Below are 20,547 nucleotides of genomic sequence, written 5' to 3' on the forward strand. Positions count from 1 at the left end.
CATCCTCGCTACCGGTGACGCTCACACCTGGGGTACTCTCGGCCGCCCTGTTTCACTAGTCAAATTTGAGGAATACGTCAGTACCGTGGCAGAGACCGTGTCATCGCCCGACCCGACTTCCCAGCTCACGCACTGCGAGGCCGTGCTCCTCACGGCCGACCCTCCGCGCCGTTCCCAGCTCGCCTTCTGGCGACCGGACGGCAGTCCCCCCGTCGCCCCCGTCCCGTCGGAACCGGCCCCGCCCGGTGCCGCGGGAGAGCTGGCCGTCGCGCTCCCGGGTGAGGACGGCACGGTCGGAGCGGTCACCGTGCCCGCCCTCCTGCTGACCATGGACGAGGCCCTGCCCGTGCTGACCAGGGCGCGCGCGGCACGCACCGGTACGGCGGCGGAGTTCTGGGGCGCCGTCGCGCTGTTCGCCCTGCGGTTGACGGCCCAGGGAAGGCTGCTGCCGGGGCTCAGCCCCGAGGACCACGACGCCTGGCGCCTCGGCCCGCTCGACTCCGAGGACACGGAGACCCTCGCCGGACTCGCCGCCGCGATGCCCCCGTACGCACACGCCGTCCCGCTGCCCTCCCGTACGGACGGTGAGCCCCTGCGGCTGCCCACTCCGCAAGCGCGGCTCCGGGCGTTCCTGGACGCCGTCGCGGACACGCTGCCGCGTACTCCCGCCGCGCCCCTGGCGGTGGGCGGTGCGGCCTTCGCTGAACGGGAGACCCGTCCCGCGCCGGAGCTGCGCCGTTGGGCCGAGGGTGTCGCGGCGGGCCATGACGCGGGCGTACGGCTGTCGCTCCGGATCGAGGTCGAAGGGCTCACCGAGGGCGGCGGGGACGCCGCTCCCCGGTTCCGGGGAGTGCTCCAGGTGCACAGCCTCACCGACACCACCGTGGTCGCCGACGCGGCCGAGGTCTGGGCCGGCTCCTCCCCCGTCAGTGACCGCTTCGGTCCCCGTGTCCGTACGGACGCGCTGCTGACCCTGCGCCGCGCGGCCGGCGTCTGGGGGGCGCTCGGCCCGCTGCTGTCCGCCGCCGTGCCCGACGCGCTGGAGCTGGCCGATGAGGAGATCGCCGAGCTGCTGGGCTCCTCGGTCGCCTCCGCCCTCGCCGCCACGGGTGTCCAGGTGCTCTGGCCGCGCGAGCTGGCGAAGAGCCTCACCTCCCGGGCGGTGATCAGTCCCGAAGACGCAGATGGAGAGGCTCACGGCCCGTTCGGCGCGGGCGGGGACGGTTCCGGGCCGCCCTCGCTCCTCTCCCCCGAGGCGCTGCTCAGCTTCAACTGGCGCTTCGCCATCGGCGACCAGGAGGTCAGCCGTGCCGAGCTGGAGCAGATCGCCGAGGCCGGGCGTCCCGTCGTACGGCTGCGCGACCGATGGGTCCTGGTGGATCCGGACGCCGTCCGCAAGGCGCACAAGCGGCAGGACCAGAAGGTCGCCGTGCTCGACGCGCTCGGCTCCGTCCTCACCGGCGCGACCGAACAGGACGGCGAACAGGTCGAGGTCCAGGCGACCGGCTGGCTGGAGGAGCTGCGCGCACGGCTCGCCGACCCCGAGGGCCAGGACCGGGACCCGGTCTCCCCGCCGGCGGCGCTCCAGGCGACCCTGCGCGACTACCAGCTCCGCGGGCTGGACTGGCTGCACCGGATGACCTCGCTCGGCCTGGGTGCCTGTCTCGCCGACGACATGGGGCTGGGCAAGACCATCACCCTGATCTCCCTGCACCTCAAGCGGCAGGAACGGACCGGGACGGCAGGGCCGACTCTCGTCGTCTGCCCGACCTCCCTCATGGGCAACTGGCAGCGCGAGATCGAACGGTTCGCCCCGGGCACGCCCGTACGGCGCTACCACGGGGCCTCCCGCAGCCTGGAGGCGCTGGCGGACGGCGAGTTCGTCCTCACGACCTACGGAACGATGCGGCTGGACGCGGAACGGCTGAGGACGCCGTCTCCTGAGGCCCCCTGGGGCATGGTCGTGGCGGACGAGGCCCAGCACGTGAAGAACTCCCTCTCCGCGACCGCCAAGGCGCTGCGGACCATCCCCGCGCGGGCCCGGGTCGCCCTCACCGGTACCCCTGTGGAGAACAACCTCTCCGAGCTGTGGTCCATCCTCGACTGGACGACCCCCTCGCTCCTGGGGCGACTGGGCACGTTCCGCAGGCGCTATGCCGACGCGGCCGAGGGCGGGGCCGACCCGGCGGCCACGGAGCGCCTGGCACGGCTCGTACGTCCCTTCCTGCTGCGGAGGCACAAGACGGACCCGGGCATCGCTCCGGAACTGCCGCCCAAGACGGAGACGGACCGCGCGGTGTCCCTCACCGCCGAACAGGCCGGACTGTACGAGGCGGTGGTCCGTGAGTCCCTCGCGGAGCTGTCGGGGACGGAAGGTTTCACCCGGCGCGGCCTGGTCGTCCGGCTGCTCACCTCGCTCAAGCAGATCTGCAACCACCCGGCGCAGTACCTCAAGGAGGAGGACCGGCCCCGTCTGCCCGGCCGCTCGGGGAAGCTGGAGCTGCTGGACGAACTCCTGGACACGATCCTCGCCGAGGACGCGGGCGTCCTGGTGTTCACCCAGTACGTCCAGATGGCGCGCCTCCTGGAGCGGCATCTCGCGACACGGGGCGTCCCGACGCAGTTCCTGCACGGAGGGACACCCGTGGCCGAACGCGAGGACATGGTGCGGCGCTTCCAGGAAGGGAGCGTCCCTGTGTTCCTCCTGTCGCTCAAGGCCGCCGGGACAGGACTCAATCTGACCAAGGCCGAACACGTCATCCATTTCGACCGCTGGTGGAACCCGGCCGTCGAGGCACAGGCCACCGACCGCGCGTACCGCATCGGGCAGACCCGGCCCGTGCAGGTGCACCGGCTCATCACGGAGGGGACGATCGAGGACCGTATCGCCGGAATGCTGCGGCGTAAGCAGGCCCTGGCCGACGCGGTGCTCGGATCGGGCGAGGGCGCACTGACCGAACTGTCCGACGCCGAGCTGGCCGAGCTCGTCGAGCTGCGGAGGGACGAGCGATGAGCGAGTACGACCACATGTCCGGGGACGCCGCTCCGGAGCTGGAGCGGATCTTCGAGGCGATGCCGCCCGCGCGGGGACGCGGCTTCGCCCGTACGTGGTGGGGCCAGACCTGGCTCAAGGCGCTGGAGGACACGGCGCTGGACGGTCGGCAGTTGAAGCAGGGCCGTAAGTACGCCCGCGAGGGAGCGGTGGGCGCGGTCTCCGTGCGTCCGGGCCGCATCACCGCGATGGTCCGCGGAAACGACCGCGTTCCGTACCGTGCGGACGTGCTCCTGCGCGAGCTGGACGAGGACGAGTGGGACCGGCTTCTGGAGATGATCGCGGACGAGGCGGGGCACATCGCGGCCCTCCTGGACCGTGACATGCCGCCCACCCTCGTGGAGGACGCGGCCGGTGCCGGAATCGAGCTCCTTCCGGGCATCGGCGACCTGGAGCCGGAGTGCGGGTGCGACGCCTGGGACCACTGCCACCACACGGCGGCGCTCAGCTATCAGGTGGCCCGTCTCCTCGACGAGGACCCGTTCGTCCTGCTCCTGATGCGCGGCCGGGGCGAGCGCGAGGTGCTGGACGACCTCCAGGCGCGCAGCACGGCGAAGGCGGCACAGGCGGCTGCGGGACAGGACCGGGCGGAGCGGGAAGGGAGCGACGAGCCGGAGGGCGTCCCGGCACAGGAGGCGTACGCCCTGGGGGCGGTTCTGCCGCCCCTGCCGGAGCCGTTGCCGCCCGTGACGGACGATGCCCGCGTCGCCGTCTACGACGGCGGCACGGAAGCTCCCGGCGTGGACGTGGGAGCCCTGGAGCTGCTCGCCGCGGACACCGCCGAGCGTGCCCGCCGCATGCTCGCGGAGGCACTGTCCCCCGACCACGCGCACCGTCCCGTCCCCGCGCCCCTGTCGCAGTGGCAGGACGCGGTACGGCTGGCCTCGTCCCGACCGGGCCGGAGCGTCACCGCGCGGCTCGCCGAAGGGTGCGACCGTCCGGAACGGGACCTCGGACCGGCCGTACGCGCCTGGGAGTTCGGAGGAGCGGCGGCACTGGAGGTCCTGGAGACGGACTGGTCGTCCGATTCGCCGGAGGAGGCGGTGCTCGCGCGAGCGCGGGCGCAGGTGGACTCCGCGTGGGCCGACGACGACGCACGCCCCCGTTTCCGGACTTCCGGCAGCCGGTGGACCGTCGTGGGTGCGGACGCGCAGCTACGGTGCGGCCGGGACGGACGGTGGTGGCCGTACCGGAAGGAGCGGGGCCGCTGGTGGCCCGCCGGGAACGCCGAGCACGGCCCCGCGTCGGCCCTCGCCGTCGTACTGGAGGGCCCCGAGTCGTCGGGCTGAGCGCGTCAGGGGGATGAACCGCTCAGGACGGCCGTAACAGCACCTGGCCGCCCCTGCGTTCGGCGCAGGGGCGGCCAGGCATACGGTCCGCATGGTCCATGCGGACCGTACGGCCGGTCACCTCGACCGCGCGGCCCTCGCCGGTGTGGATCGGGGCGGTGCGCAGGTGAGGTGGCGGTTCGAGCGTGGTACCGGCCAGGGGCGGTACCGGTCGAGCGCGGTACGGGTCAGGCGATGCCGTCCAGCACGGGCAGGTAGCCGCCGGACTGGCCCGCTGCCGTGGGGTGGTACGACTCGTCCACCGGGATGGTGACGCTGTGCAGCCACTCGTCGCCCGAGCAGATCTCGTGCCCGGCGAACGTCGAACGGACGTCGCCGAAGCTGAAGCCGTGATCCGCGGCGCGCTTGGCGGTGACGTCGTTGAGGTCGTCCGAGGCCGCGTTCACGGCCTCGCGGGACTTCTCGCTGATGCCGACGCTGCAGTCCCCCTGGAGCTTGTAGATGTGGGGGTAACCGAGCACGGCCACCTTCGCGTTGGGGGCCTTCGCACGAATGGCGTCGTACACCTCGTCGAGCTTGCCCGGCAGCGTGTTGGCGATGTAGTCGCGCGCTTCCTGTATCCGCGTCAGGCAGGCGCTCTCGCCCTGGAGCACGCAGGTCTGCATGGCGTCGGCGAAGCCCGCGTCGTTGCCGCCGATGCTGATGCTGACCAGGCCGGTCGCGTCGTTCAACGGGCCGAGCTGGTTCGCCAGCACGTCGGAGGTGCGGGCCCCCGAGCAGGCGGTGAAGTCGAAGGATGCGGGCGAGTTGGCGGCGCTCCAGAGCTTCGGGTACGCGTTGGCGCTCCGTTTGCAGTCACCGGATTCGTAGTCTCCGGCGCCCACGCCGGAGGAGTAGGAGTCGCCCAGAGCGACGTACGAGGGGGCGGCTTCCTCCGCGTTGGCGGGAGCGGCCCCGGTCAGGGACAGTCCGAGGAAGGCGATCACGGCTGTGGCCGTGGGCGCCCATCTGCGCAGCTTCATGGAACCTCTCACATGGGTGGGGCATGGAGGGAACATCTGTCACACCGGCCACGCCTATCTACCCGCGTTGAGCCGTGTCCATGCCAACCCCACGAGCGGACTCGGCGGACTCAACGTCCCCTATGGCAAAGGGGGATGGGGACAGACGTGCCCTAAAGGGTGCTTCCGCCACGGGAAGATCCCTACACGCCCTACACGCCCTCCCCTGACGTGCCCTGCCGTCCCGGGAGTCACCCCACCTGCCGTCCCTGGAGTCACCGCAGCGGCTTGTGCAGCTTCTTGCCCTTGCCCGCCGTCAGGCTGCAGGTCACACGGTCCAGCCCCGCGTTCACACCCTTGGCCTTGGGATAGGAGACGAGGGACCCGCCCACCGTTCCGCCGGGCTGCCGCCCGGCCTTGGTCCGCAGCACGGAACGGCAGAGGGCTTCGGCCTTCTCGGCCACCTCGGCGTCCTTGTCGAAGCTGCCCCTGATCCTCTTCCGCGCGACCACTTCGGCGTCGTGCGCGGTCGCGCAGTCGCGCGTCTCCACCTGCCCCTCGCCCTTGTCCGAACGGTCGTAGCAGTCGCCCGTCCTCAAGAGGAACGAAGGCAGCACGATGCCGCTCACTCCGTCGCCATCCGGTACGGGCGTGCCGGTGGGCGTCCCGTCCGGGGCAGGACTCTCCTTTGGCCCCGGCGCGGAACCGTCCGGTGCGGGAACGCCCGGTGCGGGACTGTCCGGTTCACGGCCGTCCGGTGCCGACTCCGCCGACGAACCTCCGACCGCGGGCCCTTCGTTGGCCGTGCGCCCCTCGCCGTCGCCCCCGGCGAGGAACAGGGCCCCCGCGGTCACCAGGGACAGCGCGAGCACCGCGAAGACCACGGCACCCGCCACGATCCGCCCCTTGCGCGGCCCGTCGCCGGACGCGGGCGGAGGCCAACCGCCCTGCCCGGGCGGGCCGAAGCTGCCCGAACCAGGCGGTCCGAACCCGCCGGGCGGAGGAGAGCCCGGCGGCCAGGTGCTCGACGGCGGCTGACCCGACGGCGGCATCGTCATCCCGTCACTGTGTCATGGCCCCCCTACAGAGGGCGATGTGGATCCGGCCGGTACGAGAGACGGGGAGGGAAACGGAAGAGGAAGGGGAAGTGTCCGGCGTCGAGGCACCGGTGACAGGGCGGTGGTGCGGAACCGATGATCCAGAGGTGACCGAGAACCACCGAGGAGACGTATGACCACCTCCCGCCCGTCCGGGCAGCGTCAGACCCCCTACTACGAGGATGTCTCTCCCGGCACCGGAAGCCTTCCCGCGCGCGCCTGGACAGCGCGTACGGACGCGCGAGACCTGAGCCTGAACGGGTCGGACTGGCGGTTCCGTCTGTCCCCGTCGGCCGACGGCCAGGACGACGCGTTCGCCCAGGACGGCTTCGACGACTCCGCGTGGGACGCACTGCCCGTACCGTCCCACTGGGTACTGCACGGCCACGGCTCGCCCGCTTACACCAACGTCCCGTATCCCTTCCCCGTCGACCCGCCGCGCGTTCCGGACGAGAACCCGACGGGCGACCACCGCCGCGTCTTCGACCTGCCCGACGGCTGGCCGGCCGGTCCGCGGGCCGAGGGAGAGACCCTGCTCCGTTTCGACGGGATCGAGTCCTGCGCACGCGTCTGGCTGAACGGGCAGGAACTGGGCACCTTCCAGGGCTCCCGGCTGCCCCACGAGTTCGCCGTCGGCCCGCTCCTGCGACCGCGCGGCAACGTCGTCGCCGTCCGCGTCCACCAGTGGTCGGCGGGCAGCTACCTGGAAGACCAGGACATGTGGTGGCTGCCCGGCATCTTCCGGGACGTCACCCTGCTGCACCGGCCGCCCGGCGCCGTCACGGACTTCCATGTGCATGCGGGCTACGACCACACCACCGGGCGCGGCACCCTCCGGGTCGACTGCGAGCCGGAGGGCCGGGTCAGCATCCCCGAGCTGGGACTCGACCTGGCGACGGGCGAGACGGCAGACGTCCCGGTCGAGCCCTGGACGGCCGAGACGCCCCGCCTGTACGAGGGAGAACTGACCACCGCGGGTGAGCGGGTGCCGCTGCGCGTCGGCTTCCGTACGGCGGTCGTCGAGGACGGCCTGTTCAAGGTGAACGGCAGGCGTGTCCTGCTCCGGGGCGTCAACCGGCACGAGTTCCATCCGGACACGGGCCGCGCCGTGGACGAGGCGACCATGCGGCACGACCTGGAACTGATGAAGCGGCACAACGTGAACGCCGTACGCACCAGCCACTACCCGCCGCATCCCGCCTTCCTCGACCTGTGCGACGAACTCGGTCTGTGGGTCGTCGACGAGTGCGACCTGGAGACGCACGGTTTCCTCGCGCTGAAGGGCGTGACGAATCCGGTCGACACCGACGAGTGGACACCGGCGCTGCTCGACCGTGCCGCCAGGATGGTCGAGCGGGACAAGAACCATCCGTCCGTCGTCATCTGGTCGCTGGGCAACGAGTCCGGCGGAGGCCGCGGCATCTCCGCGATGGCCCGCTGGATCCGCGAACGCGACCCCTCACGGCCGCTGCACTACGAGAACGACTACGTCTATCCGGACAGCGACTTCTACTCGCGCATGTACCTCCCCCACGAGGAGGTCGAGCTGATCGGCCGGCGCGAGGAGCCGCCGATGGGCAAGCCGGAGCAGGACGAGCGGCGGCGGGCCCTGCCGTTCATCCTGTGCGAGTACGCGCACGCCATGGGCAACGGGCCGGGCGGACTCGCGGACTACCAGCGGCTGTTCGAGACCTACGAACGCTGCCAGGGCGGGTTCGTCTGGGAGTGGATCGACCACGGTCTGCCCCGGCGCACGGCGGACGGGCAGCCGTATTTCGCGTACGGGGGTGACTTCGGGGAGGACCCGCACGACGGCAACTTCGTCTGCGACGGGATCCTCCTGCCCGACCGCACGCCCTCCCCCGGCCTGGTCGAGTTCAAGAAGGTCATCGAGCCCGTCAGGATCACACCGGGCACCGAACCCGGCACCGTGACGATCGCCAATGGGCACGACTTCGCAGACCTCTCCGGCCTCGCGTTCACCTGGTCCTGGCAGGTCGACGGCGAGGCCCTCGCGACCGGACGTCTGGAGCTTCCCGATCCGGCTCTCGCTCCCGGCGAGTCGGTCGACGTCGCCCTCCCCGCGCCTCCCGCGACCGACCGGGCCGGGGAGACGGGCTGGACGGTCCGCGCCGAGCTCGCCCAGGACACCTCCTGGGCCGAGCGGGGCCACACGGTGGCCTGGGGCCAGGTGTCCGGCCCCCGGGCCGGGAGCGGGGGCTCCACGGGGCCGCGAGGCGCCCTCATGGCGCCCCGGCGGGACGAGGGCGTGCTCCGGCTCGGTCCGGGCGTCTTCGCGCCGGACAGCGGCGTCCTGCGCCGTCTCGACGGCCTCCGGCTGACGGGCCCGCGGCTCGACGTCTGGCGCGCGACCACCGACAACGACGACGGGGCGCCCTGGCAGCCGGACACCCGCTACGGGCCGCTGTGGCGCTCGCACGGACTGCACCGGATGACGCACCGCACCGACGCCGTGGAGGCCGACGGGGACGCGCTCGTCGTCCGTACGCGGGTCGCCGCGGCTGCCAGCCCGCTGGCCCTGCGCGCCGTGTACCGGTGGACCGCCACCTCCGGAGTGCTGCGCCTGCGGGTGTCCGTGGAGCCGGAGGGCGACTGGGACTTCCCGCTGCCACGCCTCGGCGTGCGCCTGGGGCTGCCCGCCGCGTACGGGCACGCCAGGTGGTTCGGCGGCGGACCCGGCGAAGCGTATCCGGACACATGCGCCGCGTCGATGACCGGCCGCTGGCACAGCACGGTGGACGCCATGCAGACCGATTACGTGCGCCCCCAGGAGAACGGGGCCCGCATGGATGTCCGCTGGGCGGAGCTCACCGACCGGCCGGGTGGAGAGGGACTCCGCGTGGAGGCGGACCCGGCACCGTTCTGGTTCACCGCGCGCCGGTGGACGAGCGAGTACCTGGACGCCGCGCGGCACACCACCGACCTGGTCGCGGGTGACACCGTCTGGGTCAACCTGGACCACGGCATGCAGGGCATCGGCTCGCAGTCGTGCGGCCCGGGCGTGCTGCCGGAGTACCGGCTGGACGTCGTCCCGGCGGAGTTCTCCTTCGTCTTCTCGACGCTCGCCCCGGGAACGGCCGGGGCGTAAGGGAGCGGGAAAGCACTTCGGGCGGGCCGTCGGAACGGCCCGCCCGGAGTGCGCCGCGCAAGAGGGCGGCAGGGATGAATCGGGGCCTCACCCGACGAGGAAGTCCGCCTTGCCCGCCTTGGCGCCCAGGATGAAGGTCGTGATGTCGTTGCGGCTGCAGATCAGCGCGGGGCCGTCCGGGTCGGTGGACTGGCGCAGCGCGACGCGGCCGTCGGCCAGCATGAGCGCCTCGACGCAGCTCCCGCCGTTGCCGCCGCTCCATGGCTTGTGCCAGCCCTCGCTGCCCAGGTGTTTGGCGGGCATTCCGTTGTAGATACGACCCATGGTTCAGATCTCCTTGCGCAGTGCAGTGAGGGTCGCCCGGGTCCGCGACAGAGGCACGGCCTGGGCGCACATCCGGTCGAGCGCCTCACGGAACCCCGAGACGTCATCGAGCTGGTCGAAATAGACCGCACCCACCAGGCTCTCCACGCAGGCGACGTCGGGAAGTTCCTCCTGGGGGAACCGGAACAGATGGAAGGGCCCGTACATGGCGGGATGCGGTCCCGCGCTGTACGGCATGAGCTGGAGCTGGATGTGCGTCTGCTCGGACACCTCGATGAGGTGGTCGATCTGCTCGCGCATCACCTCGGCCCCGCCGATCGGGCGGCGCAGCACCGTCTCGTCCATGACCACCCACAGCATGGGCGGGTTCCCGCGGCTCAGGAGGGCCTGCCGTTCCAGGCGCAGGGCCACCTGCCGTTTGATCTCTCCCTCGGGAGCGTGCGGCATACCGGCGCGCAGGACCGCACGCGCGTAGTTCTCCGTCTGGACCAGCCCGGGGACGTAGTGCGGCTCATAGGCGCGTATCTCGTGGGACTCGGTCTCCAGGCTGACGAACACGCTGAACCACTCGGGCAGCACGTCCCGGTAGCGGTGCCACCAACCGGGCTGGTTCGCCTCCCGGGCCAGCGAGACGAACCCCTCGATCTCCGCGGGGTCGCTCACGCCGTACGTGCGCAGCAGCTTCTCGACGTACGGAACCTTCAGGCCGACCTCGGCCTTCTCCATCCTCCGCACGGTGGCATGGGTGACATCCAGGGCCCTCGCCGCCTGCTCGTAGGACAGACCCGCCTTGTCGCGCAGTTGCTGCAGCCTCTTGCCCAGCACGATGCGCAGCACGGTGGGTGCACCACCGCCGCCACCCGTCCGCGAGTCCGGCACTACCGCTCCCTTCCAACTGTCTTCTTACGGAGGCAGTTTGGCACGGCGACCAACTCCAAAGACACCCTGTGCGGAACCGTTCTGCAATTCACAGACTGATCCTTGCCATACGCGAGTGACGAACCGCATAGTAGAGCTGTGGCTGCCCCCCATGACGCCCTGCCTTTAGACCACCGGTCTGACGGTGCCCTCATCGCCCGTCCTCACCGGGATGCCTTCTATCTCCCTGCCCGTGACAGCTCCGTGTCCGAGGCCCGTTCCCGCGTGCTCGACCGGCTGCGCGAATGGCACGTGGACGAGGAGTCGTGTGCCGATGCCCAGTTGCTCATGTCCGAGCTGTTCACCAACGCCGTCCAGCACACGGACAGCAACAAGATAAGTTGCGAGCTGTGGGTCATAGGCGTGCGCCTGCGTCTGGAGGTGACGGACGAGGGTGGCGGCTGCGAGCACATATGCCCGGACTGCGCCGACGGCACCCCGGAGGGCGACGGTGACGGCGAGAGCGGACGCGGACTCCTCCTCGTCAGCGTCCTCGCCGACGACTGGGGGATACGCCCGGGTCATCCGGCCGGTCAGAACGGCCAAGGAGTGACAGGGCACGCGGTGTGGGCAGAGCTGGAGTGTGACAGGACGTTCGACTGACGGGCCGTTACCTCCTCGCAATGTACGCGGCGGATCCGCCCGCGCGGATCCGGTGGCAGGATGCACGGCACTTACCGGTCTGTTCGGACTCCCTGGTGGCACACCCACTCCTGGAGGCGCTGTGTCCGTACGATCCGCGCGTAAGCCCTGGAAGCCGCTCTCCGCGGCAGTCGCGTCCGCCGCCCTGGTGACCTCTCTCGCCGCCTGTTCCAGCACCGAGTCCTCGGGCGGAGGCGGCACCGACGTGGAGCTGGTCTCCTCCGGAAAGCTCAAGACCTGCACCCACCTCCCGTACGCGCCCTTCCAGTTCAAGAAGGGCAAGGAGATCGTCGGCTTCGACGTCGATCTGGTCGATCTCGTCGCCAAGGACCTCGACGTCTCGCAGGAGATCGTCGATACGCCCTTCGAGGGCATCCAGTCCGGCGAGGACCTCAACGCGAGCAAGTGCGACCTCGCCGCGGCGGGGATGACGATCACCCCCGTGCGCGACAAGAACCTGGACTTCTCGTACTTCGAGGCCACGCAGGCCCTGCTGGTCAAGAAGGGCAAGGGGTACGACACGCTGGGCGACCTCAAGGGCAAGAAGCTCGGCGTCCAGCAGTCGACGACGGGCGAGGTGTACGCCAAGAAGCACGCCAAGGGCGCCGAGACCGTCCAGTTCGAGGATCTCGGCCTGCTGCTCACGGCCGTGAAGACGGGCCAGGTAGACGCCGGCATCAACGACAACGGCGTGCTGTACGACTACGTCAAGAAGAACCCGGACACCGAGGTCACCGCCGAGTTCGACACCGGCGAGAAGTACGGAATCGGCGTCCGCACCGGCAACGACGCGCTGCGCAAGCAGATCAACAAGAGCCTCAAGAAGGCCAAGGCCGACGGCCGTTACGACAAGATCTACAAGAAGTGGTTCGGCAAGGAGCCGACGCGGTGAAGCGCCGCCGGCGCACCCGACTCATACGCACCGGCCAGTACTCGCTCCTCGCCCTCGTCGTGCTCGTCTTCGCGCTGGCCGCCGACTGGGGCGAGCTGCGGCGCGCGTTCTTCGACCTCGACGTCGCGAAGGCACAGTTCCCCGAGGTCGTCACCACGGCTCTGGTCAACACCGTCGTCTATACGGTGCTCGGTTTCAGCTTCGGGCTGGCGCTGGGGCTGCTGCTGGCCCTGATGCGCCTCTCGGAAGTGCCGCCGTACCGGTGGCTGGCGATCGGCTACATCGAGTTCTTCCGGGGCGTGCCCGCCCTGCTGGTCTTCATCTCCCTGGGCTTCGGTGTGCCCCTGGCGTTCCAGGTGTCCATCAACCAGTACGTGACGGTGATGCTCGCGCTCGGCCTGGTCGGCGCGGCCTATATGGCGGAGACCATCCGCGCGGGCATCCAGGCGGTGCCCAGGGGCCAGACGGAGGCCGCGCGGTCCCTGGGGATGTCGCAGTCCCGCGCGATGGTCTCCATCGTGATCCCGCAGGCCTTCCGCATCGTGCTGCCCCCGCTGGCCAACGAGCTGATCCTGCTCACCAAGGACTCCTCCCTGGTCTACCTGCTGGGCCTGTCGATGGGCCAGTACGAGCTCGCCAAGTACGGGCGCGACGCGCTCAACCAGCACCGTAGCCTGACGCCCATTCTGATCGCCGGACTCTTCTACCTGGCGATCACGCTGCCCCTCGGCCACCTGGTGCGGCGGCTCGAAGCCCGTACGGCGAAGGCGCGGTGACCGGTTTGGAGAAGTTCATGGGCACGCCGCCGGACACCACCGGGGCGGCGATCGAGGTGACCGGGCTGCACAAGTCCTTCGGCGATCTGGAGGTCCTCAAGGGCATCGACATCACGGTGCGGCGCGGCGAGGTGGTGTGCGTGATCGGCCCCTCGGGCTCGGGCAAGTCCACGTTGCTGCGCTGCGTGAACCTGCTGGAGGAGCCGACGTCCGGTGTCGTGAGGGTCGCGGGCGTCGAGGTGACCGACCCGGACGTGGACATCGACGGCGTCCGGCGGCGCATCGGCATGGTTTTCCAGGCCTTCAACCTGTTCCCCCATCTGACCGCTCTGGGCAACCTCACGATCGCCCAGCGTCGCGTACTGGGACGCGGCAAAGCGGAGGCGGAGGAGGTCGCGCGGCGCAACCTGCGACGCGTCGGCCTGACCGAGAAGGAGCACGTCTACCCGGCGCAGCTCTCGGGCGGCCAGCAGCAGAGGGTCGCCATCGCGCGTGCGCTGTCCATGGGACCTGAGCTGATGCTCTTCGACGAGCCGACCTCGGCCCTCGACCCCGAGCTGGTCGGCGACGTGCTGGCTGTCATGCGCAGGCTCGCGGACGAGGTGACGATGCTCGTCGTCACCCACGAGATGAGCTTCGCGCGGGAGGTCGCGGACCGCGTGATCTTCATGGACGCGGGGGCCGTCGTCGAGGAGGGCCCGCCGGAGCAGGTGGTGGGCGAGCCACGGCACGCGCGTACCCGCTCCTTCCTCGCGCGGGTCCTCGACCCGGCCGCTGCGGAGGTGCTGGAGGAGGGCTCCGAGTAGCGTGGTGACAAACGGGCGCCGTCCGTAAACCTCGCGCGCCGGGGCGCGACGGAGCGCAACCGCCGGGTCTCGTGGTGGAACCGCCCCCTCCGCCGCCGATGACAGAGCAGACTGGGCTGCGCCGATACGGGCGGATCAGGGCCCGCGACCGTCGGCGGGCCCTGTCGCGCCGCCCGCCCCGGTCCGCAGCGGACCGGCGTTGTCAGTCCCTTCTTCTATATTCCGAGCATCGAACAATCCGGGGCGGTCATCGCTCAGCGGCGAAGGACGAGAAGGACGAAAGGCAAGGACGATGGCAGAGACGCCACCCACCGATTCCGTCTCCCCAGGCGGCTCCACAGCCGACGACCTGCTGGAGCGGGCACGCCCTTACCGCAACGAGCTGCTGGCACACTGCTACCGCATGCTCGGGTCGGTCCACGACGCCGAGGACCTGGTACAGGACACGTATCTGCGTGCCTGGCGCGCCAGTGACCGCTTCGAGGGACGCTCCTCGCTCCGCACCTGGCTGTACCGCATCGCGACGAACGCGTGCCTGACCGCGATCGAGCAGCGCGGCCGCCGCCCCATGCCCTCGGGCATCGGCGCGCCCAGCGACCCCGAGCGTCCCGTCACGGAGTCGCCGGAGGTGCCCTGGCTGGAGCCGATACCGGACAGCATGTTCAGCGGCGACCAGCCCTCCGACCCGGCTTCCGTCGTCGTGTCGAAGTCGAGCATGCGCCTCGCGCTCGTGGCAGCGCTCCAGCATCTGCCGCCCCGGCAGCGGGCCGTGCTCCTGCTGCGCGACGTGCTGAAGTGGCGCGCCGCCGAGGTGGCCGAGCTGCTGGACTCGACAACGGCGAGCGTCAACAGCGCCCTCCAGCGCGCCCGCGCCCAGCTCGAACAGGCGTCGCCGGTGGAGGAGGAGCTCACGGAGCCCACCGACCCGGCGATGCGGGAGCTGCTGGACCGGTACGCGTCGGCGTTCGAGAAGTCCGACGTCACGGCCATCGTCGACCTGTTCAAGGAAGACGCCGTCTGGGAGATGCCCCCGTTCCCGCAGTGGTTCCGCGGACGCGAGGACATCGTGCGGCTCGTCAGCACCCAGTGCCCCATCGGTCCCGACCAGGGCCTCATGCTCCCCACGTCGGCCAACGGCCAGCCCGCCTTCGGGCTCTACAACCTCCAGGAGGACGGCAGCTACCACCCGTTCCACATCCAGGTGCTCACCCTGCAGAAGGGTCAGGTCGCACACGTCAGCGCGTTCTTCGGCGACGCCCTGTTCAGCGCCTTCGGCCTACCCGAGATCGTCCGTCCGGACGAGGTGCCGGAGCGTCTCGCAGAACGGCATTGACCGGTACCGAACGCGGGACGCCCCAGCGGCGTCCCGCACGGCTCCCGGTCGGTTCCGGGTCGGTTCCCGGTCTGTTCCGGGCGCGACGATTGCGGACGCGACAGCTCCGGGCGCGACAGTTTCGGTGGCGAGCGACACTGCACCGGATCTGCCGGGCGCCCCGGCTCGCATCGGTGAGCCGGGGCGGCTGAACCACGCGGGGAGGCCGGCACTCTGGTCACCGGAGAGCCGGGCTCCTCTTGTGCACCGTGCGCCCATTGGTCCATCCAATGGCGCCTTTGTGCCGCCCTTGGCAGCTCTGAGCAGGGATGTCACTATCGACGCGCGTCAACTTTGTCATGCACGTGCCCCCACCTCTCTCATTCCCCCCACGGGAGACACGATGGATCCAGCACGCCCCCACCACTCGCCGGAGCAGTCCCCGGCCTCCCTCCACCTCCCCCGCCCCACACGCCGCGCCATGCTGCGCGGCGGCGCCGGACTCGCCCTCGCCATGGGCGCGTCGGCCGCCTCCCTCCTCACCTCCGGCCCAACGGCACACGCCCAGCCCCGGGGCGGCAGGAGACCACGCGGCGTGGACTACCCGAAGGCCGAGTGGATCCCGGCCGACGCCTCCAACTACACCGCCGCCGACCGGCCCTCGGAGTACCCGGTCGAGTTCGTCGTCATCCACGTCACGCAGGAGACGTACAAGGACACGGTCGCGATCTTCCAGAACCCCGCCAAGGACGTCTCCTCGCACTACCTCGTCCGTTCCGCGGACGGTCACGTCGCCCAACTGGTGCGGGAGAAGGACGTCGCCTGGCACGCGGGCAACTGGGACTACAACACCCGCAGCATCGGCATCGAGCACGAGGGCTGGATCGACGAGCCCGACAAGTGGTTCACCGACGAGATGTACGCGGCGTCGGCGGCCCTGACGGCCAATATCTGCGACGACCACGCCATCCCCAAGGACCGCGAGCACATCATCGGGCACAACGAGGTGCCCGGAGCGGACCACACCGACCCCGGACCGCACTGGGACTGGGACCGCTACATCAAGCTGGTCAAGTCGAGCTGAGCGGCGCGGCCCGCCTCCCCCCGGGCCGCGCACCGGGACTTCAGCACATCGTGTGACTACCGACCGGAAGCCTTCTGCGGGCCACCCGCACGGACACATCCTCTGCCGTGTGAAGGGACGCTTCCGAAGGCATCCGCGAACAGCCGCGGTGGTGGCGTGCACAGCGCTCGCGCTGGGCTCCGCCGCCACCGCGCAGGCACTCGTCGACGAGCCCGCCCCGAACCCGTATCCGGCGGCAGTGGCCGCCAGGGTTCAACCGGGCCAGCCCAGTCGGCCCGACCAGCCCGGGCCGCCCGGTCAGTCCGGCCCGCTCAGTCAGCCCGTTCAGCCCGTTCGGCCCGGCCTTCCGGCGGAGGCGGACGCGGACGCGGCCGAGCGACGCTCCGTCCGCGCCGTGACCTGGCCTCCGAACGTCTCGGTGAGCACCCGGCCAGGCCCTCACGCCGGCGCCGGGGTCTCCATCCGTACGGGCAAGGTCCGCGTCGACGCGCAGGCCGATCAGGGCGGCTGCGGGGGGCCACGCGCCGAGGCGGCCATCCGGAGCGGTCAGGGGACCTCGGTGACGGCCCGGGCCGGGGGCGAACCGTGCGCCCCGCCCCCTCGTCCGCCCACCCCGGCCGGGGCTCCTCCCCCACCGCCCACGCCTCCCGCTTCCCCGGCTCCCCGGCGGACGCCCGTGCCGTCGCCACCGGCGTCCCGGACCGCCGCGCCGAGCCCCACGCCACCTCGCCCTTCGCCCACCCCGGCCAGGGCCGTGCGCGCGGCCCCCGCGCCCGCTCGTACGTCCGCGCCGCCCACCAGGCCCCCCGAGCCCGCCCGGAAGCCTCCGTCCCGGAAGCCCTCGCCGTCCCGCAGCGAGCCCGTCGTGCTGCCGCCGCGTGCCGCGACGAGCCGACAGCAGCCGGACGGCAGCATGTCGATGGTGACCCGCACCCTGCTGCTCATCTCGCCCGCGGTCCTCGCCGCGGCCGCGCTGCGGCCCCGCACGGGCGGTTCGGGACAGACGCGGGGCGGGGGCGGCGGGTCGAATGGCGGAGGGACCTCGAACGGCGGGTGAGGCACCGTTGAGGCCTCCCGCTCTCGCCCTGTGAACCGCACGGCCCGGTGCGCGAGGATGGGCCGATGGTTACGGACTCGCGCGCTCTGTCGTTCAACTCCGCCGCGGACCTCTATGCCGCGAACCGCCCCTCGTATCCGACGGTCCTCTTCGACGCCGTCGAGGAGCTGGCCGGAAGGCCGCTGTCCGGCGCTCGTGTCGCCGATGTGGGCGCCGGTACGGGCATCGCCACGGCCCTCCTGCGGGAGCGCGGGGCCGATGTCCTCGCCGTCGAGCCGGGGGACGGGATGGCCGCACGGTTGCGTCAGGCGTTGCCGGACGTCCCTGTGGTCCGGGGCGACGGGAACGCGCTGCCCTTGGCCGGCTCTTCCTGCGACCTGGTGACCTACGCGCAGTCCTGGCACTGGACCGACACGGAACGGTCGGTGCCCGAGGCACTGCGGGTACTGCGTCCCGGCGGCGCCCTCGCCCTGTGGTGGAACACGACTCCTCCCGACGTGCCGTGGATCACCGCCCAGCAGGAGCGCGTCGCGCGCCATTGCGGGAGCAGGCCGCACGGGGCCCGCCCGGACGACAGCCGCGCCATCGCCCTCGCGGGACTGTCCGGCCTGCGCGTCGAGCGTCGTCGGATGCGGTGGAGCCGCAGCGTCCCTCTGGACACGCATCTCGCGAACGTCACGAGCAGTTCGACGTTCCTCGTGCTCGACCGGTCCGTCACCCGGCGGTTCATCGACGAGGAGCGCCCCATTCTGCGCGGGCTCTTTCCGGACGGAATGGTGGAAGAGACCTATGTGGTCGACCTCCTGGTGACCACGAAACCCCGCGACGCGTGACGCGGTCGCGGGGAGCCCAGAGATCCAAATCGGCGACGGTACGTGGCGCTCTACCCAATTGAGCTACACCGGCCGAAGCCGATGGCGAGACTTGAACTCGCAACAACCCGATCCCGAATCGAAGTAACCGTTGCCTTCGCACCTGGGCTGTGCCCCACCGTAGGACGGGCAGATGGTGGGGCGCACGCCGTTTTTCAGTGGGCCGGTCCGGCCGCCGGAGAGTTCCCCGACGCGGACGGAGGCGGGGAAGAGGGCGTGGCGAGGACTTCACCGCAGTCGCGCCACGCGGCCGGCGTCAGCAGGGGGCGGAACCGGGTGAAGAGCGCGAGGAGTTCCGGGCCGTGGCGTTCGCGGAAGACGGGGTCCGCGCGGGCGAGGTCGAGCTCGTTGGCCACGGTCAGCTCCGCGAAGTCCCGCCGGTGCCGCGGCTGGGGCATCTGCCGCAGACCGGTGAAGCGGTCGTGGAAGGCGCTGCCCCTCTGGGTGAGGACGGGGTACGTGGCCTTCCTGTCGCAGCTCGCGTAGAGGTACACGATCGCCTCGGCCTCGGTACCGATGACCGCCGCCAGGTCGGTGCGCCGGTCGAGGGCGAGGAGGGCCGTGGAGAAGCCGTCCGTGCCGTAGAACGCGTGGCAGAGTCCGGCGAGTTGGAGTGCCGGGCGGGCGCCCCATACGGAGAGCTGTTCCCGTACGCGCTGGAGGTGGGCGAGGAGCGTTCCTCCCGGATGGGCGATGCTCTCGGCACCGGACCGGCGCAGGAACGCGAGGGCTTGTTCGGCAGCGGCAGGAGGAGCTGGCACGGGGCGTGTCCTTTCCGTCCTCGGAGGGTCGGCACCCGCCGCCGCCTCCGCCTGTGGTCCGGACACCGCGGAGTCGCCGGGCGGGTTGCCGCCTGGGCCCTGCTGCGATCCTCGTGCAGCCTGTGAACCCCAGTCAATCCTGGGGATTCCTCGCGGTCTCCTAGCTGTAGCTTGGGGTTGTGACTCTTGATGACCTGCGTGTGTTCGTCGCCGTGTGCCGGGCCGGAAGCCTCAGCGCGGTGGCGCGGGACCTGGGCTGTACACAGTCCGCGGTGAGCCAGCATGTGAAGCGGCTGGAACGGGAGACCGGGGTGAGCCTGCTGGAGCGGCAGCCTCGCGGCGTCGCCCCCACCGCCGCGGGGCACATCCTGCGGGCCGCCGCCGACCAGGGGATCTCGGGACTGGACCTCGCTCTGCGGCGGCTCGGCGACCTCGCGAACGGGGAGAGCGGCTCCGTACGGATCACGACGGGCGGGGTCACCCTGCGGCATTTCATGGCCGAGGCCGTGGTCACGTTCCGCCGCCGCTACCCCAAGGTGAACCTGGAGTTCCGTACCGGGAATTCCAGCAGCGGATGCTTCGACGCGCTCGTCGAGAGCGGTCTCGACCTCGCCTGGGTCACGATCGGCGGCCCTGTGGGCGGCATCGAGCAGCGGCCGGTGGTCGAGCTGCCGTGGGTGCTGGCCGTCCACGCCGACGATCCCCTCGCGGCGCGGACGCGCGTCGAGGTGGCCGAGCTCGCCGATGTGCCGCTCATCCGGCTGCCGCAGGACTCCACGTCCGGCACGCGGCTGGACGCCGCCTTCGCCGAGCTGGGCGTCCGCCCCGAGACGGCCACCAGCGTCGCGGACTGGGACACCGCGCTGCTCCTGGCCGAACTCGGCCTCGGCCACGCCGTCGTGCCCGCGCTGCCGGGATGGCCCGTGCCGGGCGACGACGGGCCTCTCCGGCTCGTTCCGGTCCCGGCCCTGCCCCCGCTGCCCGTCGGCTGGGCCGTGCGGCGCTGGGACGCCCTCTCGCCGTTGGCGCGGGTCTTCGCCGAGACCGTCGCCGACAGTTGCGCGGAAAAGGCGGAGAAAAGGGCGGGGAAAAAGGCGGAGCAGCGCACGCGGGGGCGCGCGTAAGCTGCGTTCATGCCCGGCATCCTCAACACTCACGTCGTCTGCCCGCCGTGCCGCTCCGCGTTCAAGCGGCCCAGCGGGACGGGCGCCCGGTGCGTGCGCTGCGGGGGCGACATGATCGACGCGGGCCCGCAGCTCGCGGTGCCGTCCCGGCGCGACACGGACGGGTGGCGGGCACTTGCCGCCGTGCTCTCCGCCGGTGTGCGCTTCCCCGCCGTGGGATGTGAGGCCGACGGCCCGGGATACCGGCCACGCACGATGCGCGAGGTCCGGGACCGGGTGGCCCTGGCCGAGCGGACCGGGCGGCCGCTGACGGAGCTTCTGACCAACCCCGACCCCTGGTCCTGACGGCCCGCAACCTCGCACACTTCGCGGACCCATATCCCTTACGGCGTGGGCGAGTTCACCTTTCAGATGGGTGACGCGTGCTGCCC

18 protein-coding genes are annotated in these 20,547 nt (G+C 71.3%); 12 read left to right on the top strand and 6 right to left on the bottom strand.

Translation table 11 applies throughout. From position 1 onward, the window contains the following. Positions 1-85: 85 nt before the first annotated feature. Together ABD343_RS06650 and ABD343_RS06655 are read left to right on the top strand one after the other, a co-directional pair. Positions 86-3,013, top strand: a complete 2,928-nt coding sequence (locus ABD343_RS06650; RefSeq protein WP_344525042.1) for a DEAD/DEAH box helicase — start codon at positions 86-88, stop codon at positions 3,011-3,013. Continuing rightward, entirely contained in the window at positions 3,010-4,341 is a 1,332-nt protein-coding gene (locus ABD343_RS06655; protein WP_344525044.1) for an SWIM zinc finger family protein, read from the top strand. Before ABD343_RS06650 ends, ABD343_RS06655 begins: the two co-directional genes overlap by 4 nt. A 227-nt stretch (positions 4,342-4,568) precedes the next feature. Here ABD343_RS06655 and ABD343_RS06660 read toward each other — a convergent pair whose 3' ends face one another. Then, positions 4,569-5,363 (bottom strand): SGNH/GDSL hydrolase family protein, encoded by a 795-nt coding sequence (locus tag ABD343_RS06660; RefSeq protein WP_344525046.1) that lies wholly within the window; start codon positions 5,361-5,363, stop codon positions 4,569-4,571. Positions 5,364-5,617: 254 nt separating this feature from the next. Further along, complete coding sequence (locus tag ABD343_RS06665) at positions 5,618-6,238, bottom strand: hypothetical protein (RefSeq protein WP_344525048.1); 621 nt, start codon at positions 6,236-6,238, stop codon at positions 5,618-5,620. A gap of 334 nt (positions 6,239-6,572) precedes the next feature. On the opposite strand from ABD343_RS06665, the gene ABD343_RS06670 reads away from it, so the two are divergent. Next, entirely contained in the window at positions 6,573-9,548 is a 2,976-nt protein-coding gene (locus ABD343_RS06670) for a glycoside hydrolase family 2 TIM barrel-domain containing protein (protein WP_344525050.1), read from the top strand. A gap of 87 nt (positions 9,549-9,635) precedes the next feature. Here ABD343_RS06670 and ABD343_RS06675 read toward each other — a convergent pair whose 3' ends face one another. Next, positions 9,636-9,872, bottom strand: a complete 237-nt coding sequence (locus ABD343_RS06675; RefSeq protein ID WP_344525052.1) for a DUF397 domain-containing protein — start codon at positions 9,870-9,872, stop codon at positions 9,636-9,638. 3 nt (positions 9,873-9,875) lie between these two features. Continuing rightward, positions 9,876-10,751 carry a helix-turn-helix domain-containing protein gene (locus ABD343_RS06680; RefSeq protein WP_344525054.1) on the bottom strand — a complete coding sequence of 292 codons (876 nt, stop codon included), beginning with the start codon at positions 10,749-10,751 and terminating at the stop codon, positions 9,876-9,878. Between the two features lie 138 nt (positions 10,752-10,889). On the opposite strand from ABD343_RS06680, the gene ABD343_RS06685 reads away from it, so the two are divergent. The 6 genes from ABD343_RS06685 (at position 10,890) to ABD343_RS06710 (ending at position 16,302) form a co-directional block, all read left to right on the top strand. Further along, complete coding sequence (locus ABD343_RS06685) at positions 10,890-11,393, top strand: ATP-binding protein (protein WP_344525056.1); 504 nt, start codon at positions 10,890-10,892, stop codon at positions 11,391-11,393. Between the two features lie 121 nt (positions 11,394-11,514). Beyond that, the gene (locus ABD343_RS06690) at positions 11,515-12,324 is read left to right on the top strand and encodes a basic amino acid ABC transporter substrate-binding protein (protein WP_344525058.1); all 810 of its coding nucleotides are present in this window, start codon (positions 11,515-11,517) and stop codon (positions 12,322-12,324) included. Continuing rightward, positions 12,321-13,100: an amino acid ABC transporter permease gene (locus ABD343_RS06695; RefSeq protein ID WP_344525060.1), complete on the top strand. Its 780-nt coding sequence runs from the start codon at positions 12,321-12,323 to the stop codon at positions 13,098-13,100. The genes ABD343_RS06690 and ABD343_RS06695 overlap by 4 nt, the downstream gene beginning before the upstream one ends. Before the next feature lie 17 nt (positions 13,101-13,117). Next, the gene (locus tag ABD343_RS06700) at positions 13,118-13,906 is read left to right on the top strand and encodes an amino acid ABC transporter ATP-binding protein (RefSeq protein WP_344525584.1); all 789 of its coding nucleotides are present in this window, start codon (positions 13,118-13,120) and stop codon (positions 13,904-13,906) included. Between the two features lie 292 nt (positions 13,907-14,198). After that, entirely contained in the window at positions 14,199-15,239 is a 1,041-nt protein-coding gene (locus ABD343_RS06705) for a sigma-70 family RNA polymerase sigma factor (protein WP_344525062.1), read from the top strand. A 382-nt stretch (positions 15,240-15,621) separates the two neighbouring features. Then, complete coding sequence (locus ABD343_RS06710; RefSeq protein ID WP_344525064.1) at positions 15,622-16,302, top strand: N-acetylmuramoyl-L-alanine amidase; 681 nt, start codon at positions 15,622-15,624, stop codon at positions 16,300-16,302. Positions 16,303-16,848: 546 nt separating this feature from the next. Here the strand turns inward: ABD343_RS06710 and ABD343_RS06715 are convergent. Next, complete coding sequence (locus ABD343_RS06715; protein ID WP_344525066.1) at positions 16,849-17,247, bottom strand: hypothetical protein; 399 nt, start codon at positions 17,245-17,247, stop codon at positions 16,849-16,851. A 177-nt stretch (positions 17,248-17,424) separates the two neighbouring features. Between ABD343_RS06715 and ABD343_RS06720 the strand changes: the two genes are divergently transcribed. Further along, positions 17,425-18,192, top strand: a complete 768-nt coding sequence (locus ABD343_RS06720; protein WP_344525068.1) for a class I SAM-dependent methyltransferase — start codon at positions 17,425-17,427, stop codon at positions 18,190-18,192. Positions 18,193-18,386: 194 nt separating this feature from the next. Here ABD343_RS06720 and ABD343_RS06725 read toward each other — a convergent pair whose 3' ends face one another. Continuing rightward, on the bottom strand, positions 18,387-18,992 hold the full coding sequence (locus ABD343_RS06725) for a DUF6817 domain-containing protein (RefSeq protein WP_344525070.1): 606 nt from the start codon (positions 18,990-18,992) through the stop codon (positions 18,387-18,389). Between the two features lie 179 nt (positions 18,993-19,171). On the opposite strand from ABD343_RS06725, the gene ABD343_RS06730 reads away from it, so the two are divergent. Then, the gene (locus tag ABD343_RS06730; RefSeq protein ID WP_344525072.1) at positions 19,172-20,116 is read left to right on the top strand and encodes a LysR family transcriptional regulator; all 945 of its coding nucleotides are present in this window, start codon (positions 19,172-19,174) and stop codon (positions 20,114-20,116) included. Positions 20,117-20,125: 9 nt separating this feature from the next. Next, entirely contained in the window at positions 20,126-20,461 is a 336-nt protein-coding gene (locus tag ABD343_RS06735; RefSeq protein ID WP_344525074.1) for a deoxyxylulose-5-phosphate synthase, read from the top strand. Positions 20,462-20,547 lie beyond the last annotated feature (86 nt).

Origin of the sequence: Streptomyces albiaxialis (assembly GCF_039530985.1) — a bacterium.
GTDB classification, from domain to species: domain Bacteria; phylum Actinomycetota; class Actinomycetes; order Streptomycetales; family Streptomycetaceae; genus Streptomyces; species Streptomyces albiaxialis.

Excerpts from the sequence above, each read along its gene's own strand:
- ABD343_RS06715 (WP_344525066.1), bottom strand. The coding sequence starts at position 17,247 with ATGAGCAGCAGGGTGCGGGTCACCATCGACATGCTGCCGTCCGGCTGC.
- ABD343_RS06655 (WP_344525044.1), top strand. The coding sequence starts at position 3,010 with ATGAGCGAGTACGACCACATGTCCGGGGACGCCGCTCCGGAGCTGGAG.
- ABD343_RS06660 (WP_344525046.1), bottom strand. The coding sequence starts at position 5,363 with ATGAAGCTGCGCAGATGGGCGCCCACGGCCACAGCCGTGATCGCCTTC.
- ABD343_RS06710 (WP_344525064.1), top strand. The coding sequence starts at position 15,622 with ATGGATCCAGCACGCCCCCACCACTCGCCGGAGCAGTCCCCGGCCTCC.
- ABD343_RS06700 (WP_344525584.1), top strand. The coding sequence starts at position 13,118 with ATGGGCACGCCGCCGGACACCACCGGGGCGGCGATCGAGGTGACCGGG.
- ABD343_RS06720 (WP_344525068.1), top strand. The coding sequence starts at position 17,425 with ATGGTTACGGACTCGCGCGCTCTGTCGTTCAACTCCGCCGCGGACCTC.
- ABD343_RS06735 (WP_344525074.1), top strand. The coding sequence starts at position 20,126 with ATGCCCGGCATCCTCAACACTCACGTCGTCTGCCCGCCGTGCCGCTCC.
- ABD343_RS06705 (WP_344525062.1), top strand. The coding sequence starts at position 14,199 with ATGGCAGAGACGCCACCCACCGATTCCGTCTCCCCAGGCGGCTCCACA.
- ABD343_RS06670 (WP_344525050.1), top strand. The coding sequence starts at position 6,573 with ATGACCACCTCCCGCCCGTCCGGGCAGCGTCAGACCCCCTACTACGAG.
- ABD343_RS06675 (WP_344525052.1), bottom strand. The coding sequence starts at position 9,872 with ATGGGTCGTATCTACAACGGAATGCCCGCCAAACACCTGGGCAGCGAG.